We start from the raw sequence: 21,521 nt of genomic DNA, 5'->3' as shown, positions 1-21,521 counted from the left end.
ATAAGTTTAAAATGATTGATTTAGATTACCTCGCTTTCCTTGAAAATATATTAACTGATAACCGAAAAGAAAAATTTCTGAAAGTACTCGGAAACCGAACCAAACATTTTACAATTGTTGTCGAAGATATTTTCCAGATGCATAATACAAGCGCCGTAATGCGTAGTTGTGAAGTTTTTGGAATTCAGGAACTTAACGTTATCGAGCAGCGTTACGGAAAACGAATTGATAAAGAAATTGCTATGGGCGCTCAAAAATGGGTTGATATTAATAAATTCGATTCGGTTACCAATTGTATTTCGACTTTAAAAAATCAAGGATATCAAATTATTGCCACAACGCCTCATGAAAACGATTGTTTGATGGAGGATTTTGATATTACAAAACCAAGCGCTTTATTTTTCGGAACGGAAAGAGACGGTTTATCGGAAGAAATTCTGGAAAAAGCAGATGGTTTTCTAAAAATTCCGATGGTTGGTTTTACAGAAAGTTTAAATATCTCGGTTTCAGCAGCAATCATTATTCAAAACCTGACAAACAGATTAAGAGAATCTGATGTAAACTGGCAATTGACAGATGAAGAAATTTTGGAGAAACGTTTGCATTGGGCTAAAAATTCTATAAAAGATATTAAACGAATTGAAGCTCGTTATTTCGAAGAAAATCCTCGATGAGTTATAATAGACTAAGTTGCTAAGAAAAACCTATCCATTAGCAACTTAGATCTCAGTAGCTTTAAATTACTTCTTCAAAAATAAAATAAAACCCAGAATGCTAACAATCAAAATCGTCAATGCCGCCAAAACCATTGTAAGATCGCGAATGTTTTTTCCGGCCCAATCCATAAATAAGAATTTGTGTAAGATTGCAAATGAATATCCTTCAATCATATCCGAACTTTTAACAATGGCTGCTAATCTTGAAGTAGCAGTTTCGATGAAGTAGGTAGTTTTCTCCGGCGTATCATAAACCAATTTTACGACTGGCAGTCTTTTGTTTACAAAGCCATATTCTCTGCTTTCAAAATCAGTTAAAACTTTCGATTCTAATAATTTTACATTTTCTAATGAAGTTTGAGGTTCATCAGAACTTTCGACCATTTCGCAACAAGCGGCTTTTGGTGCTCCATCAGTAAAATAATAAGCCAGAAATTCAGCATATTGAAGATCAATATTTGGTACCACTTTATTAGTTGCAGCATTAATGTAAATTACCTCTGATTTTGCATCTGCTTTTTTATTCCATTTTGAATTGGAATCTGCTTTTGAAGTCTTGAATTTTCCTTTTTGAAGCAATTGACAACGGAAATAAGTCGTGTCGTTTAAAGTAATAATACTGGCATTTTGAAAACGAGTCCAATCTAAATTCAATGCATTATTGGCTGTCGAAATTTCTTTAGTTTTGAAAGTCGGCTCATAAACCATTTGCGATAAGGTATAGGGGGTCCACTTCGTTGTAGCGTGATAAGCGCCACTAAAAGCGAATGTCAGTATAAAAAGCGAAACCCAAATTCCAATTTGGCGATGGTATTTTCTAAGCCCTTTTTTAGGCGCTACATTATCTGTTTTTTTGAATTGTTTCCACAATAAACCATAGATTAAAATTCCGCTCAAGGCAGAAAATCCAATGATTGACAATAAAAAAATCATTGTAATAATTCGGATACTATTATTTGTTATGGCATCAATAAAAGACCAATTATGAAAAGTATCAAAAAACCATATAAAAGCCTGTCTTGATGTAGGATTATAAGTTGCCAATTTGCCTGAAGAAGTTTCTAAATAAACCTGCATTGCATCCTCACGGTCAAAAGTAAGTTTATAAACAGGTAAATAACGATTTACATATTTGTATTGCGAGGTAAATTCAGTAACAACCTCACTCTTTTTTACTGCACTTTTTTGGTCATCCAAAAAATAGCGAGAAAGCCATTCAGCATATTTTTGATCTCCATTTTGCAGTTTTTTAGCATTCGAAGTATCAAAATATATAAGTTCACCAAAGATTGTCTTGATCTGATAAAAAGTAGCGTTGTTAAACGAAACGATTCGAAAATTCTTGAATTGGCTGATTTCGTTTTTTTCCAAAACTTCCTGAATAGAAAAGTGCAATTTATTTTTATCAATTGTTTGCGGTTCTAATTTTTCGTGTGCAATTTCAGGTTTAAAAAAATGCGCCATAAACGGATGCATCAATCCTGATAATGTCCAAAAAATTACTGGAATAATCGTGATTAAACCAATTGTACGATGCCATTTGTACATGTGCTGTTTGATCTTCTTGACAAACTTTGAATCTTTTTTCTTAGACTTTTTTTCTTTATTTATTTCTTTGCTCATATTTGAGTTTTTATGATTGTCTAACTTTTTGTTTTTGCCTATTTTTTTAATGAAAAGTTGTATTGTATTCCAAATACAAAAGTTCTTGGCGCTGCTGCGGTATAAGTTGGTTGAGCATTTGTTGTGTTAGCTCTCGAAACATTATAAGCGTATAATTTATCAGTTAGGTTTAGTACGTTTCCATAAATTTCAATTCCCTTCCATTGATACCCAATTCTGGCGTTAAATATATTGTAACCGTCATATTTTATGGTATTAATCTGATCTTGGTAATAACTTCCCACAAGCTGCCATTCAAGAGATGTTCTTAAATTTGGAAGCCAGTTTGGATAATAACTTACCTCAGAATTTCCGGACCATCTAGGCGCTGCCGGCATTTCTTTTCCGTTTAAATCCTGAACAGGATCTGTTCGTTTGTCAGAAAGTTTAAAATCAATATAAGTGTGTTGTGCATAAGTTCCTCCAAGACGAATATTGAATTGTTTTGATGGACGATACGAAGCTCCAAATTCAACTCCTTTATGGCGTGTTTCTCCAGCCGAGCGATAATCTGTTGAATTATCAGGAAGCTTGATGCTTAAAAGCTCATTTTCACCTTCCATATAATACAACGCATAATCGAAATTTAATTTGTTTTGAAAGAAAGAAAGCCATCCGCCAACTTCATAATTGTCGAAAGTAGCAGGTTCTAAATTATAATAAAAATCTGCAGGAACTCCGGTTGTTCCGCCAGTTCCGGGTTTTGTTCTAAAGATCGATGTAATTCCCGGAGGCGCAAAACCTTGTGAATAATTGCCATAAAAACCGGCAAAATCAACCGGATTGTAATTTATACCTGCCTTATAAGTTAACTTGTCATAAACTTTACTTCCGGTAGATTGGTCTAAAGCATTATCATAATTCACTTTCATATTATCGTAACGCCCACCAAAAGTGATAATTAGTTTTTCGATTGGATTAAAACTCAATTGCGCATATCCTGCAGAATTGAAAATATCGGCAGTATAATCGGCTAATTTTGATTCTGGATGTTCTGCAATAATTTCATAAGAATTTACGGTTTGTTTACCAGCTTCTCCCGGATTCAGATTAGCTTTCAAATCAATTACATACGACCAATAAGTTACAGGAGAGTAATCATATAAAGCTCCCGCAACAATTTTAGTGTTTAGGAAATCAAATTTTTGAGTATGCTGCCCTATGGCTCCGTAACTTTTAAAATTGTTTGAATTTACTTCACCTTTTGCTGTAGTAGGATTTACAGTCGGACTCCATTTTATTCCGTACGAAGGATTTTGTCCTAACTTATTGTCTCTCAAATAAGCTGTAATATAACTACTTGAATTAGTATTCCAATCATGCTCTAAAGTTAGTCGTGTTCTTAAAGCGTCAGATTTTCTATAGGTGAAATCAGATGAGCTTTTATAAGTTCTGTTATTAAACGCATCTTCATTAACAGTTCCGCTCATATCCGAATAATATTTTCCATACATGGTATTGCTAATCAATCGGGTAGATGGTGAGATGTTATAGTCGATTCTTGCATTTAGATTATCTTTGTTGTAATCAGAATAGGTCATCCAGCCGTTTTCCTGCAAACTTGAAATTCCTGCAATATGAAAGCCAACTTTTCCAATTGTTGCGCCACCGGCAGCCTGAAATCTTCTGTAACCATAATTGTCTGCCTGAACTCCAAATTTAAATTCAGGATCAACAGGTGGTTTTAGTGAAATTAAATTAATTGTCCCGCCCACAGCTTCCGGACCATATAAAGAAGAAACAGGTCCTTTAACCACTTCTATACTTTGCAAATTAAACTGATTAATTTCTAGTAAAGCATTGTGATTGAAGATTCCCATAGGACGAATTGGTAAACCATCTTCCAGATATAAATAATACGCGTTAGTCGTCATAGGCTGACGAATCGACATCATGTGTTGTTCGTTTCCTAAATTTACCATTAAAACGCCCGGAGTTTTGTTTATGATTTCGTAAACGGCCGTCGCTTTAGTTTCGTTAATTGTTTTGGCAGTTATTTTACTAATGGCAACAGGAGTTTCCTTTCGTAAAGTAGCTGTTCTGTTAGCTGTTATAAAAACGTTTTCAAGTTCTTGCGATTTTGTGGTGTCTTTCTCTACTTTGTTTTGCGCCAAAACACATTGTCCTATGATTAATAGGATAAAGTATATTTTTTTCATTTTAGATTATATAAATTTTAAAAGTAACATGTGTTTTTTCCTGACTTAACGACAAGAAAAATTCTTTTCAAACGAATTGAAAAGTGTGACTGAAATTTATATAAAATTGGATGGAGGACGAAAAGTAGCTTTCGAAACCGAAATTGGTTTTTTATCAAAAGAAGCGAAGATTTTCGCCTTTGATTCAATTAATGTTACTAATTTAAAATTAGTTGTAGTGGTATTTTGAATGTAAACAACTTCTGCTTTTTCTTTAAGATTGTTTTGCATTCTTTTTTCATTATCGGCATATTTTTTCAAGCTTTTTTGAAGCTCGCATCGGCCGTTACAGGAATTAAAAACCATTTTGCGTTGTACACAGATCGTTTTTGAAATTTCTTCCTGATTTAATTTGAAAGAAGTATAAACAAAGAAACTGCCAAAGGAGGGCAGTAAAAGCATGCAGGAAAGAAATATGATAATATACTTTTTCAAGTTGTTTCGTTGTTTACGATTGCAAAAATACATTTTATTCGTTTTAGAAAGAATTAAAAATAAATTTTTTGCAATAAAAAATCCGCAATTACAATGTAACTGCGGATTTTCGATTTGACAAACCCAACAGATTTTTAAAACCTGTCGGGTTTAAGATGTTATGTATTAATTATTTAACAAGAACCCATTCGCCGTTAGCGATTAGTGTTTCTGCTTTTTTAAATTTCATTGTTTCTGTTTTTCCGGTTGCAACTTCCTGAACTGTTACAGTATCATTTCGGTTGATTTTTGGCATATCTCTTACAATCGTTTCTGTAACCTGACGTTGTTGTGTTTCTCCGGCTTCACGATTGATGTCTTCGCTGTTTACAATTTCGTCTTTGCTTAATTTGAAGTTCTCTTTTTGACGAACTTCTCTTGCTTCGTGAATTTCAGAAGTAACGTTTTGAGCCGGTAAATCACCTTTGAACAAGAATGAAATAACTTCTTTATTTACGTTGTCTAACATTCCTCTAAACAAATTGAAAGCTTCTAATTTGTAAATAAGCAATGGATCTTTTTGTTCGTGAACGGCTAATTGAACCGATTGCTTCAATTCGTCCATTTTACGTAAATGTTTTTTCCATGCCTCATCAACAATAGAAAGTGTGATGTTTTTCTCAAAATCAGCGATTAATTGTGTTCCTTGACTATCATAAGCTTTTTTCAAATCAGTAACTACATTCAAAGTTTTAATTCCATCCGTAAAAGGAACTACAATTCTTTCAAAATGATTGTTTGGCTCTTCGTAAACGCCTTTAATAATTGGAAAAGCTTCTCGTGCGCTTCTTTCAGTTTTTTCAGTATAGAAAGCTAAAGTCTCTTTGTATATTTTTCCTGTGATTTCGATATCAGTTAATTTTGCAAAATCAGCTTCAGAAATTGGAGAAGTGATAGAGAAATAACGAATCAAATCAAATTCGAAATTTTTGAAATCATTAACAGGCTTCGTTTGACTTACAATTAGTTCGCAAGTATCATAAAGCATGTTTGCAATATCCAGTTTCAAACGCTCACCAAATAAGGCGTGACGACGACGTTTGTACACTACTTCACGTTGAGAGTTCATTACGTCATCATATTCTAATAAACGTTTACGAACACCAAAGTTGTTTTCTTCTACTTTTTTCTGAGCACGCTCGATAGATTTAGTCATCATAGAATGCTGAATTACTTCACCTTCCTGCAATCCCATTCTGTCCATTACTTTAGCAACTCTTTCAGAACCAAATAAACGCATTAAGTTATCTTCAAGAGAAACATAAAATTGAGAACTTCCCGGATCTCCCTGACGTCCTGCACGACCACGTAACTGTCTGTCAACACGACGAGAATCATGACGCTCAGTACCCACGATTGCTAAACCTCCTGCAGCTTTTACTTCTGGAGATAATTTAATATCGGTACCACGACCAGCCATATTTGTTGCAATAGTTACAACTCCGGCTTTACCTGCTTCTTCTACAATTTGAGCTTCTTGTTTGTGCATTTTTGCATTCAAAACGTTATGTGTAACGCCTCTCATTTTCAACATTCGGCTTAATAATTCTGAAATCTCTACAGAAGTTGTTCCAATCAATACTGGTCTTCCTGCATTAGATAATTGTGTTACATCTTCAATTACAGCGTTGAATTTCTCGCGTGTCGTTTTGTAGATATAATCTTCTTTGTCTTGTCTTGACATCGGACGGTTTGTTGGAATTTCCACAACATCCAATTTATAAATCTGCCATAACTCGCCAGCTTCTGTAACCGCTGTACCTGTCATACCACCTAATTTGCTGTACATTCTGAAATAATTCTGTAATGTAACAGTTGCAAAAGTTTGTGTAGCAGCTTCGATTTTTACATTTTCTTTAGCTTCAATCGCCTGGTGTAAACCGTCAGAATAACGACGACCATCCATGATACGACCTGTTTGCTCATCGACAATCATAATTTTGTTGTCCATGATCACATATTCTACATCTTTTTCAAAAAGAGCATATGCTTTTAAAAGCTGAGTAAGAGTGTGAATACGCTCGCTTTTTACTCCAAAATCCTGAAATAATCTTTCTTTAGCTTCAGCCTCAGCATCTTTATCCAGTTTTTGTTTTTCTATAGCTGCAATTTCAGTACCGATATCCGGAAGTACGAAAAAGTCAGCATCAGTATCTCCTGAAAGGTATTGAATACCATTGTCAGTCAATTCAACCTGATTGTTTTTTTCTTCAATTACAAAATACAACGCTTCATCTACTTTATGCATTTCGCGATTGTTATCCTGCATGTATTGATTTTCGGTTTTTTGAAGCAATTGTTTGATTCCTTCTTCACTCAAAAATTTAATTAATGCTTTGTTTTTAGGTAAACTTCTGTAAGCTCTTAGTAATAAGAATCCGCCTTCTTTAGTATTTCCTTCTTTGATAAGTCTTTTAGCTTCGGCTAAGAAACCATTTGCTAACTGACGTTGTTGACTTACTAAGTTTTCGATTTTTGGTTTCAACTCATTAAATTCATGACGATCTCCTTGCGGAACTGGTCCTGAAATAATAAGCGGCGTTCTTGCGTCATCAATTAATACAGAATCGACCTCATCGACAATAGCGTAGTTATGTTTTCTTTGCACTAAATCACTTGGCGAATGTGCCATGTTATCTCTTAAATAGTCAAAACCAAATTCATTATTGGTTCCGTAAGTGATATCAGCGTCGTATGCTTTTTTTCTTTGTTCTGTACTTGGCTGGTGATTATCAATACAATCTACAGATAAACCATGAAATTCGAATAAAGGTGCTTTCCATGTACTATCACGTTTAGCCAAATAATCATTCACAGTTACTAAGTGAACACCATTTCCAGTTAAAGCGTTTAAGTAAAGCGGAAGTGTAGCAACCAAAGTTTTACCTTCACCTGTTTGCATTTCGGCAACTTTACCTTCGTGCAAAACCATTCCTCCAATTAACTGAACATCATAGTGAATCATGTCCCAAGTAATTTCTTTACCGGCAGCATTCCATTTGTTAGCCCAAATTGCTTTATCACCTTCAATCGTGATGTAGCTTTTTGAAGCAGAAAATTCGCGGTCTTTTGGAGTTGCAGTAACTTCGATAAAAGAATTGTCTTTAAAACGACGTGCTGTTTCTTTTACAACAGAAAAAGCTTCAGGAAGAATTTCTAATAAAGTTTTCTCTGAAATTTCATAAGCTTCTTTTTCAAGAGTGTCAATAGCATCATAAAGATCTTCTCTTTTGTCGATGTCTTCAATGTTCTCTACTTCAGTCTTAAGCGAAGCAATTTTAGCATCTTTATCAGCTCTTGCTTCTTTTATTTTTTCTTTAAAATATGCGGTCCTAGCTCTCAATTCGTCGTGAGACAAACTCATTAAGCTAGTTTCGAATGTTTTAATTTTTGTTAAGTAAGGCTGTAAAGCTTTGACATCTTTCTGTGATTTATCACCTACAAAGACTTTTATAATACTGTTTATGAAACTCATGATTTGTTGTATTTCTATTTATGTAAATGTTGTATTTAGAACCAAAAAAAAAGCCTCTGAGATGAGACTTTTTCCTTTGGTTTATTTTTTAATATTCATCCTCGTTCCAAAGATAATCTTCGTCTGTTGGATAATCAGGCCAAATTTCTTCCATTGATTCATATATCTCCCCTTCATCTTCAATAGACTGAAGGTTTTCTACTACTTCTAAAGGAGCACCAGCTCTAATAGCATAGTCAATAAGTTCGTCTTTGTTAGCAGGCCATGGCGCATCACTTAAATAAGATGCTAATTCTAATGTCCAATACATCTGTTATCTGTTTAGTTTGTGCAAAAATAAATTTTTTACTGAAAAAGACAAGTAAATTTTGATTTATTTTAGGAAAATTTAAGAACGTCTCTATAATTGCAGATTTTAGATTGTTGATTTTAGATTGTTAGAATGCTACAAAATCTAAAATCTGAACTCTAAAATCTAAAATTTTACTTTCTGGGAATCCATTTCACTTCATCCGCTTTTAAGTCTGACGACAACTTCCGTGCCAAGACAAAAAGGTAGTCAGAAAGTCGGTTTAAGTATTGAATTGCAATTTCCGGAACATGTTCATTATGGCTTAAATGTACTGCCAAACGCTCTGCACGACGGCAAATACAGCGTGCAATATGACAATGTGACACGGTTGGGTGCCCGCCTGGTAAAACAAAATGAGTCATTTTAGGAAGGCTTTCTTCCATTTTATCTATTTCGTTTTCAAGTAATTCAATATCAGTGTCAATTATTCCAAGGTTTTTTAACCGAAGCTCTCCGTTTTTTAAAACCTCTTTTTCTGCCGGAGTTGCTAAAATAGCACCTACGGTAAATAACCGATCCTGAATTTCTATTAAAATCGTTTTATAGTGTGAATCAATTTCCTGATCGCGGATAAGACCTATATAAGAGTTCAATTCGTCAACAGTTCCGTAACTGTCAATCCTAATATGATCTTTAGGAACACGCGTACCTCCAAAAAGAGCTGTTGTTCCTTTATCTCCGGTTTTTGTATATACCTTCATTGTTATTTTAGATTGTAGATTTATGATTTTAGATTGAAAAGTGGTAACTCAAAATCTGGATTTAGGAAATAATCTATAATCTAAAATCAAAAATCTAAAATTATTTATTGGTGTCACTTTCAATCAATCCGTCTCTTAAACGAATTACGCGATGTGCGTATGCTGCAATATCTTCTTCGTGAGTAACAAGGATTACAGTATTTCCCTGTTCGTGAATGTCTCCAAAAAGTTTCATAATTTCTACAGAAGTTTTACTGTCTAAATTTCCTGTTGGTTCATCGGCTAAAATGATAGAAGGTTTGTTAACCAAAGCACGTGCAATTGCTACACGTTGGCGTTGTCCACCTGAAAGCTGATTGGGTTGATGGTCCATTCTATCGGCAAGATTTACCTGTGTCAAAACTTCGATGGCGCGTGCGTTGCGTTCTGATTTTGAATGTCCGGCATAAATCATTGGCAAAGCGACATTGTCCAGGGCAGTAGTTCTTGGTAAAAGATTAAAAGTCTGAAAAACAAAACCAATTTCCTTATTTCGAATTCCGGCTAATTCGTCGTCTTTCATTTGGCTGACATCTTTTCCGTTTAAAACATAATGTCCTGAAGTAGGAGTATCCAAACAACCTAATAAGTTCATTAAAGTTGATTTTCCGGATCCGGAAGGCCCCATTAAAGCTACATATTCGCCTTTTTTAATTTCTAAATCTATACCTTTTAAGACATAAACAATTTCGTTGCCTAAAACAAAATCTCGTTTGATGTTTGTTATTTTAATTAATGGATCTGCCATTTTGTTTTACAATTTTGGATTTAAAAGTACGAAACACTTTTTAATAATTTAATAAGTAGTGCTTAATAGATTTTTGTTACATATTTAGAGCGTTTTGAAAGTCAAAATTCAGCAAAACTATTTTTTCTTAAAAATTATAATCTATCGAAAAGAAAAAGATGTTATATGATTTCAAAATGTTTTTACATAATTATCATATTTTGTAATTTTTATTAAATTATTTTTATTTTAAGTATTAAATTTTTAATTATTATTTATGATTATTCAATTTTTTAACTATATTTGCCCTATAACTTTAAATATCAAAATTATGAAGAACATACAAATTTTATCAGGAATTGCATTAATTGCATTAAGTTTTACATCATGTAAAGACGAAAAACAAGAACAAGCTAAAAAAACTATCGACGCATATGTAACATATGTTGATTCAGTAAAAAATGTAAAAGCTGACGAATTGAAAGCAGACTGGAAAGATGTTGATGCTGAATATGAAAGAAGAGCAGCAAATGCACAATTAGCACTTGCAGATCTTAAAGACAATACAGCAGAGACTGAAAAAATAAATTCTACTAAAGTTAAATATGAAGAATTTAAAAATAGTATGGCTGAAACTCTTGCACCACCTGTAAGCCCAAAACAACAATTGCGTAATGCATTATTTGGTGAAGGAAAAATTGGTGATGATATGAGTTTTGCTTGGGTAAATGCTCAAAATATTCATAATGTGTATCAACAATTTGTTCATACTGTAGAAAATAACAAAGACAGTTATTCTCGTGAAGACTGGGATGAAATTAAATTAATGTATGAAGCACTTGACAACCGTAAAAATACAGTTGAAAAAGAAGGTCTTTCATCTGAAGACAACAGAAAAATTGCAGGTTTGAAAATTAAATTTGCTCCAATGTATACTGTAAACAGAATGGGAGCTAAATCTGACGAAACAGCTGCAGCTAAAAAATAAGGTTAAAAATAAAAATTAGATTTTAAAAATGACAATCAGAAATGGTTGTCATTTTTTTTTATGCCCGAATAATAAAATGTTCCTTCTCTTGTTCTCTTCTAAAAAAGACAAATCCCCACTGAAAAGTATCTATTGTAACGGTTACTTTTTTATGGTTTTTAATTATTTCCCAGGCTTCTTCCATTTCTGTAGACCAATGAATATCATCAAAAATCCAGACAGAATCGTTGTCGATAGTTGGCAATAAAAGATCAAAATAAGCTAAGGTTGCTTTTTTAGAATGATTTCCGTCAAAATATATTAGATTGTAGATTGTAGATTGCAGATTTTCCGAAACTAAGAATGATCCAAATTCTGAAATTACATTTTCTATATTGTTACAATCAAATTTGCTCAGCTGATTTATAGCAACATTTGCTGTTTGCGGACAACCTTCTAATGTGGTTACTTTTGCGTTTGTATTTCCTAGGGCCAAAGCAGAAGTTGCCAAGCCCAATGAAGTTCCAATTTCTAAAATAGTCGAAGGTTTGAAATAATTTGAAACTCTGAATAATAGTTCAGCTCGTTTAGGAGAGATTCCGGCTGTCTGGGCAATTTTTGAAATTTGCCTTCTATTTGATTTAAAAACTTTTGAACCTGCACCAAAATCAGTTACTTCAATGAAATTTTTATTTTCTAATAGCGATTTCCTGTAATTCTTTAAAATCGAATATTCAGGTTTTTGTTTTTTATCGTAAAAACATTTCGTTAGTAAATTAAAAACAAATGGCGAATGTACGGCGTGTTCATTTTTAGAATGCCACAAGAATTTTAGATATGATTTTATTTGAAACAGCATAACGATTTTTACAAGAAAATGCGAAGATACGAATCAGGAATTATTTGGTGTAAATAAATAGAAAACTAATTAGTGTTCAATTTTAAATCATTTTTTAAAATATAAAAGCCCAATCTCACTAAAAGATTAGGCTTTTTATATTGATTATTATCAACTATGGCAGTATTATCTGTAGATATTCTGGCCTTTATTTGATTTCCATTCTTGTTCAAAGTATTCAGCATCTTCGTTATTACGAGTGTGAACTCCTAAAACAACATGACCATCTTTAATACCTGATTCGTAAACTTTTGCTCTTTCTTCAGGAATTCCTGATCCTACCAGAGCTCCAATTAATCCACCTGTAATTCCTCCTGCGCCTGCACCGGCTAATCCTGCTGCAAGCGGACCTGCAATAATTAATCCTAATCCAGGAATAACAAGACTTGTTCCTAAAGCGGCAATAACGCCAACAATAGCACCAATAGTTCCACCAATTGCAGAACCTGTTCCGGCAGTTTCAGCTGCTTTAGTTCCTAATTCAGAATGATCGTCTTTGTCTGAATAATGTTTTTTTCTGGTTTCATCAGACATAATAAGATTAATATCGTCTTTTGTATATCCTCTGTCATTTAAAGTGTTGTATGCTTTTTCTGTGCTTTCGCGATCAGAAAACATTCCTGTTAACATTGTACGTTGATTACCGTCTGGGTTATGTAAATTTTCCATTTTTGTATATATTTAAATTGTGAATTCGTTTCCACTAATACAAAGCTCGTCAAACCACTTTAGTTATATTTATATAATTATTCCAAATTCTTACATACTGATTTTAACATTCTGTAAAATTTCTGACACTTTTATTGATTATTATGCAAAATAAAAAAATCCCAATATTAAGCTATACACTCAATATTGGGATTTGATTTTAAATAAGAAAAAATATTATCCTTCAATCTTTGCTGAAAGCTCAAACCAACGTTCTTCTTTTTGATCTATTTTGTTAATGATATTTTGCAATTCATTTGCTTTTTTCTCGATATCAGCATCCGGTACTTTTCCTTCAGAGAATAATTGTTCGATTTTAGTTTTATCTATTTCTAAATCTTTAATTTCTCGTTCCAGTTTTTGATATTCTTTTTGCTCATTGAAAGTTAGGTTTCCAGTTGGATTATTTTGTTTCCAATCTTTCTTTTCAGCTTTGTTTTCTTCCTTTTGAGCAACATCAGCACTATCTTCATACGCTCTGAAATCAGAATAGTTTCCAGGAAAATTTTCAATTTCACCATTTCCTCTAAAGATAAATAAATGATCGACAATTTTATCCATAAAATAACGGTCGTGAGAAACTACCAATAAACATCCGGGATAATCTAAAAGAAAGCTTTCTAAAACGTTTAACGTTACAATATCTAAATCGTTTGTTGGCTCATCCAGAATTAAAAAGTTTGGATTCTGAATTAAAACCGTACATAAATACAAACGTTTCAATTCGCCACCGCTTAGTTTTTCTACAAAATCATACTGTTTTTTGGCATCAAAAAGAAAACGCTCCAATAATTGTGAAGCCGAAATCATTCTGCCTTTTGCAAGCGGAATAAATTCTCCGTATTCTTTAATAATATCAATAACACGTTGATTGGGTTTCGGATTAATTCCCGATTGCGTGTAATAACCAATTTTTATAGTTTCACCTTTTACAACGCGACCACTATCAAGCGGAAGCGTACCGGTAAGAAGATTTAAAAATGTAGATTTTCCAGTTCCGTTTTTACCAATAATTCCAATACGTTCTCCACGTTGAAAATCGAAACTAAAATTGTCCAGAATAACGTGATCTTTAAATTTTTTGGAAATTTTGTGAAGCTCGATAATCTTGCTTCCCATACGTTCCATGTTAATTTCAAGCTCGACTTTATTTTCACGACGACGGCTTTGTGCTTTTTCTTTAATTACATAAAAATCATCCTGACGCGATTTCGATTTTGTGGTTCTCGCTTTTGGCTGGCGACGCATCCATTCTAATTCTTTTACAAATAAGTTTTTAGCCTTGTCAACGCTGGCATTTTCAGAAGTAATTCTTTCCTCTTTTTTCTCTAAATAATAAGAGTAATTTCCTTTGTACTGATATAATTTTCCGTTGTCTAATTCGATAATTTCATTGCAAACACGCTCTAAAAAGAAACGGTCGTGCGTTACCATAAACAATGTAATATTTTCTTTTGCAAAATAACTTTCTAACCATTCGATCATTTCAAGATCTAAGTGGTTGGTTGGCTCATCCAAAATCAATAAATCAGGACGATTGATCAATATAATTGCCAATGAAAGGCGTTTTTTTTGTCCTCCCGAAAGGTTTTTTACTTTAAGTTTAAAATCTTCCAGTTTTAATTTAAATAGAATTTGCTTGTATTGCGTTTCAAAATCCCATGCATTATGCTGGTCCATTCCATCAAAAGCTTTTTGGTACGCTTCTTCATCGTCTGGATTTTCTAGTGCCTTTTCGTATTTTTCAATAACTTTTAAAGTTTCATTATCTGAAGCAAAAATACTTTCCTCAATAGTCAATTCTTCCTGCAAATTGTTGTTTTGAGAAAGAAAGGCCATTTTAATACCTTTTCTTAAAACTACTTGTCCCGTATCAGGCTCGTCTAAACCATTAATAATGCTCATAATGGTTGTTTTACCAGAACCATTTTTGGCAATAAAAGCAATTTTTTGGTCTTTATTGATTCCGAATGATATGTTGTCAAACAATGTTTTCTCACCAAATGACTTCGATATATTTTCTACAGATAAGTAATTCACTTTGTAAATTATAAAGTTATAAATTATAAGTTATGAATGTTTTAAAACATAACTTTTTGCAAAAGTAAACTATTATCTTCCGATTTGCGAATTATTTATGGAGATAAGAATTCAAGACAGGACTTAAATCAAAATAATGAATTTGCTGCGGAACATTCAATACAGGTTTTCGAATTAAAGATTCATTCGATAAATAATAATGCAAGCCATCTTTTGTAGCTATTCCTTCTATTTGATGAAAAGAAAGCTGAAGATCAATTTTTCTTTTATTTCCCGATAGAAAGTCATAATTTTTAAAATCATATAAAAGATATATAAAAGGCTTTCCCGTTTTAGAATAACCACAAAGAGCAATAAGCTTTTTTTCTTCAAGATAAGTAGCGCCGGTTACGAGTCCCTTTACATTAAGAGTATCTTTAAGTTTAGCAATATGAATTCCAGATTGTTTAGATAATGTATAAATACTTGTTTTAGAAGATTTCCATTGTTTGGTAAACAAATAAATGCTGTCTCTTGAAACGATAAAAGCTTCACAATCAAAATTAGTCGTGTTTTGTTTTTTTAAATTAAAATCTGCCTGATCAGAATAAGTAAAAGAAATAGTATCTATAATTGGATTTCCTTTTACGAATGATTTTTTTCTCGATTTTTAAAATTTGCAAATTAGCCCTGCTTCCTGAGAAATTATTTCCAAAATCGCCAATGTATAAATAGGAACTGTCTTGTGAGATTTCCTCCCAATCGTGATTTATTACATTCTCCAAAATGATTTTTTTCCTGATTTTCCCTAAAGAATCCAATCCATAAATAGTTTTATCATGATCATCATTGTGGGTCCAAAATAAACCATCAAAAGATATTAATCCGGAAGTTTCTTTAATAGAATCACTCAGTATAATAGAATAGTCAGGTTTTATTTTAAAAGACTCATAAATACAACTTCCGTCATTTAATGTTGCGGTTGCATTATAATTCTTAGATAAAGAATCGTTGCAGCCCTTTAACTGAGCGTAAGTTGAGGTAATTATTATAAAGAAAAATAATATAATTTCTTTCATTATTTGATGCTTAGTTCGTAATAGTTATAAAAGTAAACTTTTTTTTTATTTTTTTTTATTTTGTAAGAATTGGGCATATTTTCTCAATATGATATTTTTCATATAAAAAATTAACGGAAATAAAAGGATTACGTTTTTATTCTATCAAAATAAGACATTTCCTTCATTTTAGCTTGATTTGAACTAATTTTAAATATTACTTTTGCAAAAAAATAAAGCGTATCTTCGTAGAAAATGATATGTATTTGTTTGATTTTTAGTAAATTGCCTAAGATTTAATCAATGTTTTTCAATTTACTGATCTCTTTATTGCAATTTCTGACTCAAATGATGTGAGTTAGAACAGCGAAGCTGTGCATAGGGTTTTTATTTAAATTGTTTAATAATAAAATGTAAGATTATGAAAATAGGAATCACCTTTAGCGCTTTCGATTTATTGCATGCCGGTCACATTAAAATGTTAGAAGAGGCAAAACAGCAATGTGATTATCTAATTGTCGGTTTACAGACAGATCCAACATTAGACCGTCCCGAAAAAAATAGTCCGACCCAAACAGTTGTCGAAAGATATATTCAACTTAAAGGCTGTAAATTTGTAGATGAAATAGTTCCTTATGCAACAGAACAAGATTTAAATGATATTTTAAGATCTTTTAAAATTGATGTTCGTGTTTTAGGTGATGAGTATAAAGAAAAGGATTTTACCGGACGTACTTATTGCGAAGAAAAAGGAATTGAATTATTTTACAATGTACGCGATCATCGTTTTTCAAGCAGCGGCTTACGTAAAGAAGTTGCATTTAGAGAAATGTCGATAGCCAAATAACCTTAAAATCGAAGATGGATAAAAATACGAAAATTTATATTGCGGGTCATAATGGAATGGTGGGCAGCGCCATTTGGAGAGTATTAACCGAAAAAGGATTTAGTAATTTAATTGGAGTATCTAGTAAAGAATTAGATCTTAGAAACCAGCAAGCTGTAAGAGATTTTATCGTTAAAGAAAATCCTGAGGTTATTATAGACGCGGCTGCACGCGTTGGCGGAATTTTAGCGAACAATAATTTCCCATATCAATTTATTATGGAAAATATGCAAATTCAGAATAATTTAATCGATTCTGCCTTGCAAAACCAAGTAGATAAATTTATTTTTCTGGGGAGTTCCTGCATTTATCCAAAATTAGCTCCACAACCTTTAAAAGAAGAATATTTACTCACAGATACTCTTGAGCCTACAAATGAATGGTATGCAATTGCTAAAATTACCGGTGTGAAAACATGCCAGGCAATTAGAAACCAATTCGGAAAAGATTATGTAAGTCTTATGCCGACCAATCTCTACGGAACATACGATAACTTTGATTTAAATACCTCTCATGTTTTGCCTGCAATGATCCGAAAATTTCATGAAGCAAAAGAGAATAATCATGCTCCTGTAACTCTTTGGGGAAGTGGTTTGCCAATGCGTGAATTTTTATTTGTAGATGATATGGCAAAAGCAGTAGTTTTTGCTTTAGAAAATAAATTACCGGATTATTTATACAATGTTGGAACTGGTGAAGATTTGACAATTAAGGAATTAGCAGAAACTATTCAGAAAATTATCGGTCATCAGGGAGAAATCGTTTGGGATGCAACCAAACCGGATGGAACACCGAGAAAATTAATGGATGTTTCTAAAATGCATGAGTTAGGATGGAAACATCAGGTTAATTTACAAGATGGAATTCAACAAACATATAATTGGTTTCTAGAAAATATAGAAAACTTTAAGCAAGTAAAATTATAATAGATTTTTTAGAATCCTTGATATAAAAAAATATGAAAGTAGCATTTATTACCGGAGTAACAGGACAAGACGGCGCCTATTTAAGTGAATTTTTACTAAAGAAAGGATATAAAGTTCATGGTTTAAAAAGACGTTCGTCACTATTTAATACAGAAAGAATTGATCATTTATATCAAGATCCACATGTAGATCACCGTAATTTTTATTTGCATTATGGCGATATGACAGATAGCACGAATTTAATTCGTTTGATTAAAGAAATTCAACCAGATGAAATTTACAATTTAGCAGCGATGAGCCATGTGGGAGTTTCTTTTGAAACACCTGAGTATACTGGGAATGCAGACGGATTAGGAACACTACGTATTTTAGATGCTGTTCGTTTATTAGGATTGGAAAAAAAAGTTCGTATTTATCAGGCTTCAACATCTGAATTATATGGAAAAGTTCAGGAAATACCTCAATCTGAAACAACACCTTTTTACCCGCGTTCGCCTTACGCCGTAGCAAAAATGTATGCTTTTTGGATTACAGTAAATTATAGAGAAGCTTACGGAATGTATGCCTGTAATGGTATTTTATTTAATCACGAATCGCCAATTCGTGGAGAAACTTTTGTAACTCGAAAAATTACAAGAGCAGCTGCCAGAATTGCATTGGGTTTACAAGATAAATTGTATTTGGGAAATTTAGATGCCAAACGTGATTGGGGACATGCTAAGGATTATGTTCGTATGATGTGGATGATTTTACAGGCCGATGAACCAGAAGACTGGGTAATTGCAACGGGAAAAACTACAGCAGTAAGAGATTTTGTGCGTATGAGTTTTGCCGAAGCAGGAATTGAGCTTGAATTTAAAGGCGAAGGCGCTAATGAAAAAGGTTATGTAAAAGCGTGCAACAATCCGGAATTTCAAATAGAAATTGGTAAAGAAGTTCTTGCTATTGATCCTAAATATTTCAGACCAACAGAAGTTGACTTATTGATTGGCGACCCAACTAAGGCAAAAACAAAATTAGGATGGCAATGTAAATATGATTTACAATCCTTGATTCAGGATATGATGCAAAGCGATTTAAAATTAATGCAAAAAGACCAGTATTTAAAAGATGGTGGCTACAGAACGTTAAACTATTTTGAGTAGTATAATTACCGAAAAAGTGTTTTATTTAAGATTTATGTTAATGCTCGGTTTTTATTTATGGCAGTAAATCAATTAAAGGTTGGTGCATTATTATCATATGTTGTACTTATCCTAAATAATGTAGTAGGACTTGCATATACTCCATTTATGCTTCGTATGATGGGCCAGAGTGAATATGGTTTATATTCTTTAGTAGCGTCCGTTATAGCCTATTTAACAATATTAGATTTTGGATTTGGAAATGCTATTATCAGGTATACTTCTAAATTTAGAGCTCAGGGTAAATTAACTGAGCAATTTTCTATGTTTGGAATGTTTATAATTTTATATTCCATTATTGGAGTAATTGCTTTCATTGCAGGATTGTGTTTGTATTATAATGTAGATTCTATGTTCGGTAAAACAATGACAATTGATGAATTAGGTAAGGCTAAAATTATGATGCTTTTGATGGTTTTTAATATAGCATTTACATTTCCATTAAGTATTTTTGGCGCTATTATTACTGCTTATGAAGATTTTATTTTTCAAAGAGTTATACAGATTGTTAGAATAATACTCAATACAATTGTTATGGTAGTATTGTTAAAGCTTGGTTACAAGGCAATAGGTATCGTAATTGTTACGACTATTTTCAATTTAGTGACATTATTGGTTAATTATTTTTATTGTAGATATAAAATAAAAATAAAGATATACTTCCACAAAGTTGATTGGGATTTCTTAAAAGAGGTTGCATTATATTCATTTTATATCTTTTTAAGTATGATAATGGACCGTATTTATTGGGGTACGGGACAATTTATATTGGGTATGTATGTCGGCACAGCCGCAATTGCTATCTTTTCAATAGCTATTTCTTTACAAAATATGTATATGAGTCTTTCAGCTTCTATTGCAAATGTATTTTTACCAAAAATAACTAAAATGATTACTGAAGGACAGTCTGAAAAAGTCATTTCAGATTTGTTTATAAAGACTGGCAGAATTCAATTTATTATTATTTCATTTGTTTTGGTTGGGTTTATTGTCTTTGGACAACAATTTGTTATTTTATGGGCTGGTAAAAGCTATATTGAGGCTTACATAATAGCATTATTCTTTTTTATTCCCTTAACCATTCCTTTAATACAAACAGTTGGGATTACCATTTTACAAGCCCGAAATCAGATGAAATTCAGGTCTTTACTCTATATAGGGATTGCACTTTGTAGTCTCGCAGTTCAATTTTTGCTAGCGAAAAAATATGGAGGAATAGGTGTAGCAATAGGTATTTCATCAGGTTTGTTTTTAGGACAAATATTAATAATGAACATTTATTATTATAAAAAACAAAAAATTGACATCCCTTTCTTTTGGAAAGAGATTGCTAAAATGTCTGTCGTTCCCTTTGTTTTAGGAGGATTTGTATATTATTTATCTACACTTTTCATTATTAAAACAATTCTGGATTTATCTTTAGGGATAGTGCTATTTAGTGTTTTTTATATACCACTTTTCTGGATATTTAGTATGAATAAATTTGAGAAAGATCTTTTTGGGGCACCTTTAAAGAAACTTTTTTTAAGAAAATAAAATTTGGAATACCAGTAGTTTAAAGAAAAAATTAAAGTTGTGTGTCATAATTTTTTGAAAAAATATTGAAATAAAGAATGAGTAAAATTTATTTATATTGGTTTAATAAAAAAGGGAAATTCGGAAATTTTGGAGATGAATTAGGACCTTATATTATACGTAAGCTTTCAGGCAAAGAAATTTATCAAATACCAATACCAAGAAGTTCAATTAAATTAATTCTGGCCTATATTAAAGCAGTTATTTATAAATATCACAGTATAGATATTTTTAAATCTGTTTTAAAAACACTATTCTTAAATGGAAAATATATTATATCTGTTGGGAGTATAATTGGTTGGGGTAGTGGAAAAAGAATAGTTTGGGGAAGTGGTATTTTATTTTCAAATGCAAAAATTGATAATGGAACATTTTTGGCAGTAAGAGGTAAGTATACTCAAGATAGATTAAAAGAATTAGGATATGATTATCCGGAAGTTTTTGGTGATCCAGCTTTACTTTTACCCCTAGTATATCAGGTTACTTTGACGAAAAAATATAAATTAGGATTGGTGCCTCACCATACTCAATTTGACCATTTTGCTGATTTTGAAAATAAATTTGGTATAAAAGTTATAAACTTAATAGGCGATGTTGAATCTATAATTGATGATTTTGCAAGCTGTGAAACTATTATTTCTTCATCTCTTCATGGTGTTATTGTGGCGCATGCATATAAAATTCCAGCTTTGTGGTATGAATATCCTAAAATAAAATGGCATGGTGAAAACATTAAATTCTTAGATTATTTTTCTTCTGTTGGTATTAATGAATATGAACCATTTCCTTTGAAAGAAAGTGACTCATTTGATGTAGATAGAGAAATAGATAATGTTAGAAGAAATTTTGCAGTAGCTAATATTAATGGAGATTTAAAAACTATTCAGGACAAACTTATTGCTGTAGCTCCATTCAGTGTATTACAAAAATTCACTAATTAGTTTTAAAGAAATAAG

At 32.2% G+C, this 21,521-nt stretch carries 19 protein-coding genes; 7 read left to right on the top strand and 12 right to left on the bottom strand.

Annotated elements, in window-relative coordinates; translation table 11 throughout:
* The first annotated feature begins 11 nt into the window (after positions 1-11).
* Entirely contained in the window at positions 12-674 is a 663-nt protein-coding gene (locus EV143_RS16305; RefSeq protein WP_133508996.1) for a TrmH family RNA methyltransferase, read from the top strand.
* 66 nt (positions 675-740) lie between these two features.
* On the opposite strand, the gene EV143_RS16300 is transcribed toward EV143_RS16305, so the two are convergent.
* The 7 genes from EV143_RS16300 to EV143_RS16270 all read right to left on the bottom strand — a co-directional run bounded on the left by EV143_RS16300 (position 741) and on the right by EV143_RS16270 (position 10,365).
* Positions 741-2,339, bottom strand: coding sequence for a PepSY-associated TM helix domain-containing protein (locus tag EV143_RS16300; protein WP_243739892.1), 1,599 nt, complete (start codon positions 2,337-2,339; stop codon positions 741-743).
* A gap of 38 nt (positions 2,340-2,377) precedes the next feature.
* Complete coding sequence (locus EV143_RS16295; RefSeq protein WP_133508995.1) at positions 2,378-4,537, bottom strand: TonB-dependent receptor; 2,160 nt, start codon at positions 4,535-4,537, stop codon at positions 2,378-2,380.
* A 96-nt stretch (positions 4,538-4,633) separates the two neighbouring features.
* The gene (locus EV143_RS21845; RefSeq protein WP_243739891.1) at positions 4,634-4,837 is read right to left on the bottom strand and encodes a hypothetical protein; all 204 of its coding nucleotides are present in this window, start codon (positions 4,835-4,837) and stop codon (positions 4,634-4,636) included.
* A 343-nt stretch (positions 4,838-5,180) separates the two neighbouring features.
* Positions 5,181-8,525 (bottom strand): preprotein translocase subunit SecA, encoded by a 3,345-nt coding sequence (gene secA, locus EV143_RS16285; protein ID WP_133508994.1) that lies wholly within the window; start codon positions 8,523-8,525, stop codon positions 5,181-5,183.
* 88 nt (positions 8,526-8,613) lie between these two features.
* Entirely contained in the window at positions 8,614-8,835 is a 222-nt protein-coding gene (locus tag EV143_RS16280; protein WP_007138072.1) for a DUF2795 domain-containing protein, read from the bottom strand.
* Between the two features lie 173 nt (positions 8,836-9,008).
* Positions 9,009-9,578: a cob(I)yrinic acid a,c-diamide adenosyltransferase gene (locus EV143_RS16275; RefSeq protein WP_133508993.1), complete on the bottom strand. Its 570-nt coding sequence runs from the start codon at positions 9,576-9,578 to the stop codon at positions 9,009-9,011.
* Between the two features lie 100 nt (positions 9,579-9,678).
* On the bottom strand, positions 9,679-10,365 hold the full coding sequence (locus EV143_RS16270) for an ABC transporter ATP-binding protein (RefSeq protein ID WP_133508992.1): 687 nt from the start codon (positions 10,363-10,365) through the stop codon (positions 9,679-9,681).
* Between the two features lie 310 nt (positions 10,366-10,675).
* Between EV143_RS16270 and EV143_RS16265 the strand changes: the two genes are divergently transcribed.
* Positions 10,676-11,332, top strand: a complete 657-nt coding sequence (locus EV143_RS16265; RefSeq protein WP_133508991.1) for a DUF6565 domain-containing protein — start codon at positions 10,676-10,678, stop codon at positions 11,330-11,332.
* 58 nt (positions 11,333-11,390) lie between these two features.
* On the opposite strand, the gene EV143_RS16260 is transcribed toward EV143_RS16265, so the two are convergent.
* The 5 genes from EV143_RS16260 to EV143_RS21835 form a co-directional block, all read right to left on the bottom strand.
* Entirely contained in the window at positions 11,391-12,170 is a 780-nt protein-coding gene (locus EV143_RS16260; RefSeq protein WP_133508990.1) for an O-methyltransferase, read from the bottom strand.
* A gap of 165 nt (positions 12,171-12,335) precedes the next feature.
* Positions 12,336-12,878 carry a hypothetical protein gene (locus tag EV143_RS16255; RefSeq protein ID WP_133508989.1) on the bottom strand — a complete coding sequence of 181 codons (543 nt, stop codon included), beginning with the start codon at positions 12,876-12,878 and terminating at the stop codon, positions 12,336-12,338.
* A gap of 216 nt (positions 12,879-13,094) precedes the next feature.
* Complete coding sequence (locus tag EV143_RS16250; RefSeq protein WP_133508988.1) at positions 13,095-14,957, bottom strand: ABC-F family ATP-binding cassette domain-containing protein; 1,863 nt, start codon at positions 14,955-14,957, stop codon at positions 13,095-13,097.
* Between the two features lie 91 nt (positions 14,958-15,048).
* Positions 15,049-15,456 carry a hypothetical protein gene (locus tag EV143_RS21840; RefSeq protein ID WP_243739890.1) on the bottom strand — a complete coding sequence of 136 codons (408 nt, stop codon included), beginning with the start codon at positions 15,454-15,456 and terminating at the stop codon, positions 15,049-15,051.
* Between the two features lie 82 nt (positions 15,457-15,538).
* Entirely contained in the window at positions 15,539-16,015 is a 477-nt protein-coding gene (locus EV143_RS21835; protein WP_243739889.1) for a hypothetical protein, read from the bottom strand.
* 400 nt (positions 16,016-16,415) lie between these two features.
* Between EV143_RS21835 and EV143_RS16240 the strand changes: the two genes are divergently transcribed.
* The 5 genes from EV143_RS16240 (at position 16,416) to EV143_RS16220 (ending at position 21,506) form a co-directional block, all read left to right on the top strand.
* A complete protein-coding gene (locus tag EV143_RS16240) occupies positions 16,416-16,841 on the top strand; it encodes an adenylyltransferase/cytidyltransferase family protein (protein WP_133508987.1) in 426 nt (141 codons plus the stop codon).
* 14 nt (positions 16,842-16,855) lie between these two features.
* Positions 16,856-17,806: a GDP-L-fucose synthase family protein gene (locus EV143_RS16235; RefSeq protein ID WP_133508986.1), complete on the top strand. Its 951-nt coding sequence runs from the start codon at positions 16,856-16,858 to the stop codon at positions 17,804-17,806.
* 32 nt (positions 17,807-17,838) lie between these two features.
* On the top strand, positions 17,839-18,951 hold the full coding sequence (gmd, locus tag EV143_RS16230; protein ID WP_133508985.1) for a GDP-mannose 4,6-dehydratase: 1,113 nt from the start codon (positions 17,839-17,841) through the stop codon (positions 18,949-18,951).
* A gap of 57 nt (positions 18,952-19,008) precedes the next feature.
* A complete protein-coding gene (locus EV143_RS16225) occupies positions 19,009-20,526 on the top strand; it encodes an oligosaccharide flippase family protein (protein WP_133508984.1) in 1,518 nt (505 codons plus the stop codon).
* Positions 20,527-20,603: 77 nt separating this feature from the next.
* Positions 20,604-21,506 carry a polysaccharide pyruvyl transferase family protein gene (locus EV143_RS16220; protein WP_133508983.1) on the top strand — a complete coding sequence of 301 codons (903 nt, stop codon included), beginning with the start codon at positions 20,604-20,606 and terminating at the stop codon, positions 21,504-21,506.
* Positions 21,507-21,521 lie beyond the last annotated feature (15 nt).

Source organism: Flavobacterium chryseum, from assembly GCF_004362015.1.
Taxonomy (GTDB): Bacteria; Bacteroidota; Bacteroidia; order Flavobacteriales; family Flavobacteriaceae; genus Flavobacterium.
This window is presented reverse-complemented; position numbering and strand designations above follow the sequence as displayed.

What these genes read in the sequence shown, in the direction of transcription:
- EV143_RS16275 (WP_133508993.1), bottom strand. Translation starts at nt 9,578, where the DNA reads ATGAAGGTATATACAAAAACCGGAGATAAAGGAACAACAGCTCTTTTT.
- EV143_RS16260 (WP_133508990.1), bottom strand. Translation starts at nt 12,170, where the DNA reads ATGCTGTTTCAAATAAAATCATATCTAAAATTCTTGTGGCATTCTAAA.
- EV143_RS16300 (WP_243739892.1), bottom strand. Translation starts at nt 2,339, where the DNA reads ATGAGCAAAGAAATAAATAAAGAAAAAAAGTCTAAGAAAAAAGATTCA.
- gmd (WP_133508985.1), top strand. Translation starts at nt 17,839, where the DNA reads ATGAAAGTAGCATTTATTACCGGAGTAACAGGACAAGACGGCGCCTAT.
- EV143_RS16235 (WP_133508986.1), top strand. Translation starts at nt 16,856, where the DNA reads ATGGATAAAAATACGAAAATTTATATTGCGGGTCATAATGGAATGGTG.
- EV143_RS21835 (WP_243739889.1), bottom strand. Translation starts at nt 16,015, where the DNA reads ATGAAAGAAATTATATTATTTTTCTTTATAATAATTACCTCAACTTAC.
- EV143_RS16270 (WP_133508992.1), bottom strand. Translation starts at nt 10,365, where the DNA reads ATGGCAGATCCATTAATTAAAATAACAAACATCAAACGAGATTTTGTT.
- EV143_RS16240 (WP_133508987.1), top strand. Translation starts at nt 16,416, where the DNA reads ATGAAAATAGGAATCACCTTTAGCGCTTTCGATTTATTGCATGCCGGT.
- EV143_RS16305 (WP_133508996.1), top strand. Translation starts at nt 12, where the DNA reads ATGATTGATTTAGATTACCTCGCTTTCCTTGAAAATATATTAACTGAT.
- EV143_RS16265 (WP_133508991.1), top strand. Translation starts at nt 10,676, where the DNA reads ATGAAGAACATACAAATTTTATCAGGAATTGCATTAATTGCATTAAGT.
- EV143_RS16220 (WP_133508983.1), top strand. Translation starts at nt 20,604, where the DNA reads ATGAGTAAAATTTATTTATATTGGTTTAATAAAAAAGGGAAATTCGGA.
- EV143_RS16255 (WP_133508989.1), bottom strand. Translation starts at nt 12,878, where the DNA reads ATGGAAAATTTACATAACCCAGACGGTAATCAACGTACAATGTTAACA.
- EV143_RS16295 (WP_133508995.1), bottom strand. Translation starts at nt 4,537, where the DNA reads ATGAAAAAAATATACTTTATCCTATTAATCATAGGACAATGTGTTTTG.
- secA (WP_133508994.1), bottom strand. Translation starts at nt 8,525, where the DNA reads ATGAGTTTCATAAACAGTATTATAAAAGTCTTTGTAGGTGATAAATCA.
- EV143_RS16225 (WP_133508984.1), top strand. Translation starts at nt 19,009, where the DNA reads ATGGCAGTAAATCAATTAAAGGTTGGTGCATTATTATCATATGTTGTA.
- EV143_RS16280 (WP_007138072.1), bottom strand. Translation starts at nt 8,835, where the DNA reads ATGTATTGGACATTAGAATTAGCATCTTATTTAAGTGATGCGCCATGG.